4 protein-coding genes are annotated in these 6703 nt (G+C 69.0%); 2 read left to right on the forward strand and 2 right to left on the reverse strand.

Annotation, left to right across the window (positions count from 1 at the left end; genetic code table 11):
* The first annotated feature begins 260 nt into the window (after positions 1 to 260).
* Both DLJ59_RS37150 and DLJ59_RS00965 read left to right on the forward strand, forming a co-directional pair.
* Positions 261 to 839, forward strand: coding sequence for a hypothetical protein (locus DLJ59_RS37150; RefSeq protein WP_244235771.1), 579 nt, complete (start codon positions 261 to 263; stop codon positions 837 to 839).
* Between the two features lie 187 nt (positions 840 to 1026).
* Positions 1027 to 4293, forward strand: a complete 3267-nt coding sequence (locus DLJ59_RS00965; protein ID WP_244235773.1) for an NACHT domain-containing protein — start codon at positions 1027 to 1029, stop codon at positions 4291 to 4293.
* 128 nt (positions 4294 to 4421) lie between these two features.
* Here DLJ59_RS00965 and DLJ59_RS00970 read toward each other — a convergent pair whose 3' ends face one another.
* Together DLJ59_RS00970 and DLJ59_RS00975 are read right to left on the reverse strand one after the other, a co-directional pair.
* The gene (locus tag DLJ59_RS00970) at positions 4422 to 5252 is read right to left on the reverse strand and encodes an alpha/beta fold hydrolase (RefSeq protein WP_244235772.1); all 831 of its coding nucleotides are present in this window, start codon (positions 5250 to 5252) and stop codon (positions 4422 to 4424) included.
* Between the two features lie 124 nt (positions 5253 to 5376).
* The coding region (locus DLJ59_RS00975; RefSeq protein WP_124770632.1) for a family 20 glycosylhydrolase at positions 5377 to 6703 on the reverse strand (1327 nt) is incomplete at its 5' end.

The raw sequence follows: 6703 nt of genomic DNA on the forward strand, positions 1-6703 counted from the left end.
GCATAAGGGATATTATGCAGCATTTTCGCGTTCCCGGGAAGCGGGGGGAGAGGGGCACGAGGCACGTATCGTTGCCGGACATGAGGCCCGCCGCCACCTGCCCGGAGTGCGGGCGACGAGGCAGCCCCACCTGGTACGAGGATTGCGCCGAGCCCACCGCCTGGGTGTGCCCGACAGGGCATCAGTGGTCGAACGCCGGCCGACCCGGCTGGGCGCCGCACCCGTCGCCCGCAGCGGTTCCCGGACGTCAGGGCGCGGGCGTGGAATCGGGCGGGACGCGTCCCGCCCGATTCGACAGGGACGGGCGGAGCTGGCGGATCGGGACAGCCGATGACGTCGCCTGGATCGCCGGCCACACCACGCAGGGCCTGTCGATCACCACGGCCATCCCGCCGGTCTACGAGGCGTACGCCACCTTCCACCCGCCGGGCGGCGTCGGTGTCCACGTCCACGAACGTGCCGTCGTCGACGAGCTGGTAGCGCGTACCCCGGAGCAACAGTGGTGGCTGGGCTACCTCGACACCGGGGCGCACGACATCGTCTTCCCGGGCGCGGCGACGGTGACCCTCTACTGGGGGTGGTCCTACGTGCTGGTCGAGGCGGGACCCGAGCAGGCTCTCACCTGGCGTACCGGGCACCTGCGCGGCGACGGGGCGCTGCCCGACCTGTTCTTCCCGGCGGATCGCTCCTGGCTCGTCTCCGCCCTGTGGGATGACACCTGGACCGACATCGGCGCCAGCGCCGACCTGCTCGCGGGACTGCGGCGCAACCCGCTGGTCAACGCGCGCCTCATCGAGCCGGACGAGGACGCGTGTCCGCCCGGCCTGACGCGCGACTGAACCGCTGCCGAGGGGACCGTCAGATCGGCCTACTTTACATAATGTGCATTATCGAATCGCCGCGAAACGACTGGACAGTGGACAGCCATGAATCTCTGCGCGACGTAGCTTCATCAGTGATCGCTGTGAGCTGTTGGCACGCGCACCAGTCAGACCTCACAAGACCAGGAGGAGACGCGGCGTGGGGATGGTCGAGACGGCGTTGCTGCGCCTGGCCGGCTCGGTGGTGACACCGGCGGTGAAACGGTGGCTGGGACGCCGCCGGGAACACCGGGAACGTGAGACGCCGCTCATCGAGCTGATCGGCTCCGGGATCACCGATGACCTCGGCCTGCGCCGGGCGGGCCGGCGGTTGGACGACATCGTCGACACCGTCTACGAACGCCTCCAGCCGCTGGTTCGCCGCCGGGAGCCGGCGCTGCCCGACAACGAGATCGCCGCCGCTCTGAACGCGGTGGCCGACACGCTGCGCGACGCGGACCTGTCCGACGCCGCGGTGTTCGCCGACGATGTCGACCCCGCGCTGATGGCCACCCGACTGCGCCGACAACTGCCCGACATTCCCGCGCGGGCGGGCCTGAGTGAGGCGGCAGTTCACCTGTACGGCAGGGTCCTCGACGAGTGCTGCACCTGCCTGACCCAGTTGGTCGTGCAACTCCCCCCGTTCCAGGGACGCGCCACCGTGCAGACCCTGGAACGGCTGTCCGCGGTGGCCGACAGCCTGACGGAGGTCCTGGCCCGGCTACCGGTGACCAGCCTGGACGCCCCTACCGGGACCAGTCACGACGCCCAGTTCCGGACCCGGTACCTGGCCCATCTGCTCACCGTGCTGGATCATCTGGAACTGTTCGGCGTCGACGTGCACCGCTACCGGTTGCGTACCCCGCTGAGCATCGCGTACATCAGCCTGGCCGTCACCGGCGGCACCACCCGTAGCCTGCGCCGCGGCGGGTTCCGCTGGGGTCCCGGCCTGCTGCGCTCCGACGGCGGCGGTGACAGCGCGTCGGTACGGGCCGAGCAGGCCCTTGGCGATGCGGCGCGGGTCCTGCTGCGTGGTGACGCCGGCTCCGGCAAGACCACTCTGATGCAGTGGATCGCGGTCACCGCGGCCCGGCACGGGTTCACCGGAGAACTCGACGATTGGAACGGGCGCACCCCGTTTCTGATCCGGCTGCGTGACCACGTCGCCCAGCCGTTACCTCCCCCGGAACGTTTCCTCGACCTGATCGCCGCCACGATCGCCGGGCTGATGCCTCCCGGCTGGGTGCACCGTCAACTCGGCACCGGGGCGATCCTGTTGGTCGACGGCGTCGACGAGGTACCCGAAGGCCAACGGCGGACGGTCCGTGACTGGCTGCACGGCCTCCTGTCCGCCTACCCGGACCTGCGGGTCGTGGTCACCTCCCGGCCGGCTGCCGCGTCGGCCCGGTGGCTGGACACCGAGGGGTTCACCTCGGTGTTTCTGGAGCGGATGGGGCCGGCCGACGTCAAGGCGCTGATCCGGCACTGGCACGAGGCCGTCCGGCGCGCCGCCGACCTGCCCTGCGAACCCCATCTGCTGCCCGGCTACGAACAGCGGCTGCTCGCCCAACTCGACGGCAGCGCCCACCTGCAGAACCTCGCCGGCAGCCCGCTGCTCTGCGCGATGCTGTGCGCGCTGAACCTGGACCGGGACAGCAACCTGCCCCGCAACCGGATGGACATCTACCAGGCTGCCATCGACATGCTGCTGCACCGCCGCGACTCCCAACGTGGCGTCCCCACCGCGCTGCCGGAACTGACCAGCCGCGACCAGGCGCAGCTGTTGCAGGAGGTCGCCTGGTGGATGACCCAGAACAGCCGCACCGAGCTCACCCGCGCCGAGGCGACACAGCGCTTCGAGCATCGGTTGGCCGGGATCCGGCACATCACCGCCCCCGTCGCCGCCGTGCTCGAGCACATGATCCAACGCAGTGGGGTCCTGCGTGAGCCGGTGCCCGACCGCATCGACTTCGTCCATCGCACCTTTCAGGAATACCTGGCTGCCCGGGAGGCCGCCGACCAGGGGCACACCGGTGCCCTCCTTGAGCACGCCCATCTCGACACCTGGCGCGAAACCATCATTCTGGCCGCCGGTCACGCCAACGCGCCGATCCGCAGGCAGCTCCTCGCCGGCCTGCTCACGCTCGCCGGCGAGCGACCGAAGCAGGCCCGAAGGTTGCGGCTGCTCGCCGCGGCGTGCCTGGAAACCGCGCCAGCGGTCGAGCCGGAGGTCCTCACCCGAATCCGTTCCCACCTGCGTGAGCTGCTGCCCCGGTCCGTCGCCGAAGCCCGGTCCCTGGCGGCCGTCGGAGAACCGCTGCTCGCCGAGCTGCCGGCGGATCTCAGCACGTTGAGTGAGGCCCAGGCCGCCGCCACGGTGAGGGCTGTGGCGCTGGTCAATGGTCCCGATGCGCTCGCGACCCTCGCCCGCTACGGCACCGACCCGCGCCCTCGCGTGCAGCAGCAGCTCATCACGGCGTGGGAGTACTTCGACCCCATCGACTATGCCGGCAGGGTCCTCGCTGATGCCCCTCTTGACGGTGGCGAGGTGACGATCCGCAATGCCACCCTGCTCCCCGCGCTGCCCCGGCTGCGTCACCTCGCCAAGACGGTCTTCCGCAGCGACCAGAAGGTGGACCTGGCCCAGCTGTCGGACGTGCCGCATCTGACCGAGGTCAGCCTGAGCGCGAGTGGGGTCGTTGGCGACCTTGAGCATCTGGCCAGGAAGCTCGACCTGGAGGTCATTTGGTTGCGCGCCGGTCAGCAGCTGTTGAATCTCTTATCGCTGCGAGGGTTGCCCAAGCTCACCTACCTGTCCTTGTGGGGCCTTGCACCCGACCAGGACCTCACCGCCCTCACCTGCATGAGGCAGCTGGAATGGCTCACTGTGGATGGAGTGGAGGTCAGTGGAGGTCATCTCGCTGACCTCCCCGCGCTGAGATATCTGAATGTCAATCCAGTCTCGCCATGGGATCCAGCGATGCTCGATTCTTTGCAGAGCCTGACGCAGTTGGCGCTTTACAGTGACGAGGGGCCTGTCGGCGGGATTCATGAGCTGGCGGTGAAACTCCGTCAGCTGAACAGGGTCATCTACCTGTCGTTGAGCGCTTGCACATGGCTGTCCGACCTGGCCCCGCTGGCCTCGATCGACACTCTGACCGAGTTGGTGATTGACGGGACATCCGTCACCGACCTGAGTCCCTTGGCCGGGCTGTCTCAGCTTGGTTGGCTGAGCATCGGCAACAGCGAACACCTGTTCGACCTCACTCCGCTCGTCGGGCTGACGGAGCTCAAGGGACTCTGGATCATGGACTCGGCGCCAGGGCTCGACCTGACGCCACTGCGCGGAAAACGCATGACTGTTTATCTCCCGCGAAGCGTTGAGCTCGCCGATACCGCGATCCCGGACGGGGTACGCATCAAACGCCGCTGACCTCACGGCGTAACTCGCTCCGGCGGATCTGCCGATGTCTGGAGCGTGTCGTCGCTTACCGCGTGGCCTTGGTCCGGGCCGCGATGCGGGATAGATCAGTGCCGATACACTCCCCTGTCGGCGCTGTGTCAGGCCGCTGGGATGCCCGGTGTGCGGCGTAGCCAGTCCTGGGTGAGCGATCGCAGCAGGGTGGGTTGTTCGTACGGGAGGTAGTGTCCGGCCGCGTCGATCACGGTGTAGGTGCCACGCGGGTAGTGGCGCATGGCGCGGAACTGGTCGGCGTAGCCGACGATTCGGTCCTGTCGGCCGGTGATCACGCTGACCGGGCCGTCGAAGACGACGTCGGCGTTCTCGTCGGGTAGCGCGTAGTCGGGGCCGCTCTGCAACGCCTGTTGGAACGTCGGGTCACCGGGGCCGCCGGAGTTCAGTGCGGCGAGCACCGTCGCGACGACGGCTGGGGTGCGGTGGCCCAGGGCGGCGTCGAGGTGTGCGTGCAGGGCGGTGGGGGCGGCGTCGAGCCAGCCCGTGGGCGCTTCGAGTGGTGGGTCGTCGGGCAGGTCCCGGCTGTGGCGGGCGATGGTGACACCGGGGCAGACGAGGAGCAGGCCACGGACGAGGTCGGGTCGTTGGCGGGCGACGCCGGCGGCCAGGTACGCGCCGTAGGAGCCGCCGGCGAGCAGGGTTGGCGCGTCGGTGTGCTGGTCGAGCCAGGCGCAGACGGTGTCCAGCATCGCTTGGGAGGTGGGTGGGCAGTGTGCGGGGGTGTCTCCGTGGCCGGGCAGGTCCAGGTAGATCTCGCGTAGGCCCGTGCCGGCGAGGGCGGGGCGCAACGCGGTGGCCGTGGCGGCGCGGCTCATGCTGAACATGGGTAGGCACACCACCGCTGGTCCGGTGTCCGCTGATTGGTCGAAGGCCAGGTGCATGCGGGAGTCCTCGCTGGAGTAGGCGGTGGGCTCCAACGTCTCATGCCCGGCGAGATTGGGGCGGCTCTGGACCCGGTACTGACGGTGTTGGACACCGTCTGCGGTCGCTGATCGTTCGTGGGCACCGGCCGAAACGGCCGGTGCCCACGAACGGTACGGCTCAGAGCCAGGGCACCTGTGGGGACGGGTAGAAGTCGACCTGTTGCAGTCGCCAGCGGGGTGCCTGCTCCCCCAGTCGGGTCCGGAACGATTCCCAGTCGTGGCTGGTGGAGGTGGACCAGCCGAGTTCGGCGATCGCGGGCAGGCGGGGGAAGGCCATGTATTCGATGTCGTCGAGGGTGCGCAGCGTTTCGGACCACAGGGGGGCCTCGACGCCGAGGATGGCGTTCTCGCCGACTCCGGTGACTCGGGTGGCGGGGTCCCAGCCGTATGCGTCGGACACCTCGATCAGGCCGGCCCAGCGTAGGCCGAGGCGGGTGTTGGCGTCGTACTTCATGTCCAGGTAGGTCTTGTTCGCCGGCGACATGATGATCTTGTTGCCGCGGGCGGCGGCCGCGGCGAGGCTGGCGTTGGTGGTGCCGGTGCCCCAGAACTGGGCGACGACGTCGGTGGGCGGGTCGGCCTGGGTGATCTCGTTCCAGCCGGAGGCGCGCTTGCCGTACTTGGCGACCAGGGGCAGGACCCGGTTCATGAAGGTGCGGTAGTCCTCGTCGGTGGTCGCGTGGGCTTCGTCGCCGCCGACGTGCAGGAATGGTCCGGGGGTGATGGCGGCGAGTTCGCGGATGACGTCCTCGACGAATCGGTAGGTGAGTTCGTCGTTGATGCAGAGGGAACTGTAGCCGACCGCCATGTCGGTGCGCGGGGGCGGTGCGACGCCGTCGCAGTTGAGTTCGGGGTACGTCGACTGGGCGGCGTTGGTGTGCCCGGGCATGTCGATCTCGGGGATGATCGTGATGTGTCGGGCTGCGGCGTAGGCGACGACGGCCTTGTAGTCGGCCTTGGTGAGGTATCCGGGGCCGACGCCGTCGACTCCGGTGCCGGGTCCGCCGCCGATGGTGGTGAGGCGGGGCCAGGAGTCGATCTGGATGCGCCAGCCCTGGTCGTCGGTGAGGTGCAGGTGCAGGTAGTTGATTTTGTACTGGCTGAGCAGGTCCACGTAGGCGGTGATGTCGTCGACGGTGTGGAAGTGGCGTGCGAGGTCGAGCATGGCGCCTCGGTAGGCGAAGCGTGGGTAGTCGATGATTCGTCCGCCGGGGATTGTCCAGGTGGTGCGTTGCCGGTGGGGTGCCTCGATCTCGGCGGGGAGCAGTTGGCGCAGGGTCTGGGTGCCGGCGAACAGCCCGGCGGGGGTGTTGGCGCGGATGGTCACGCCGCGGCGGGTGACGTCGAGTTGGTAGCCCTGTTGGCCGATGCGGTCGTTGGCGTCGCCGATGAGCAGGGCGATCTCGGGTAGCGGGGTGGAGCGTACGGGCAGGACGGGCAGGGGG

Origin of the sequence: Micromonospora inaquosa (genome assembly GCF_003857055.1) — a bacterium.
GTDB lineage: Bacteria > Actinomycetota > Actinomycetes > Mycobacteriales > Micromonosporaceae > Micromonospora > Micromonospora inaquosa.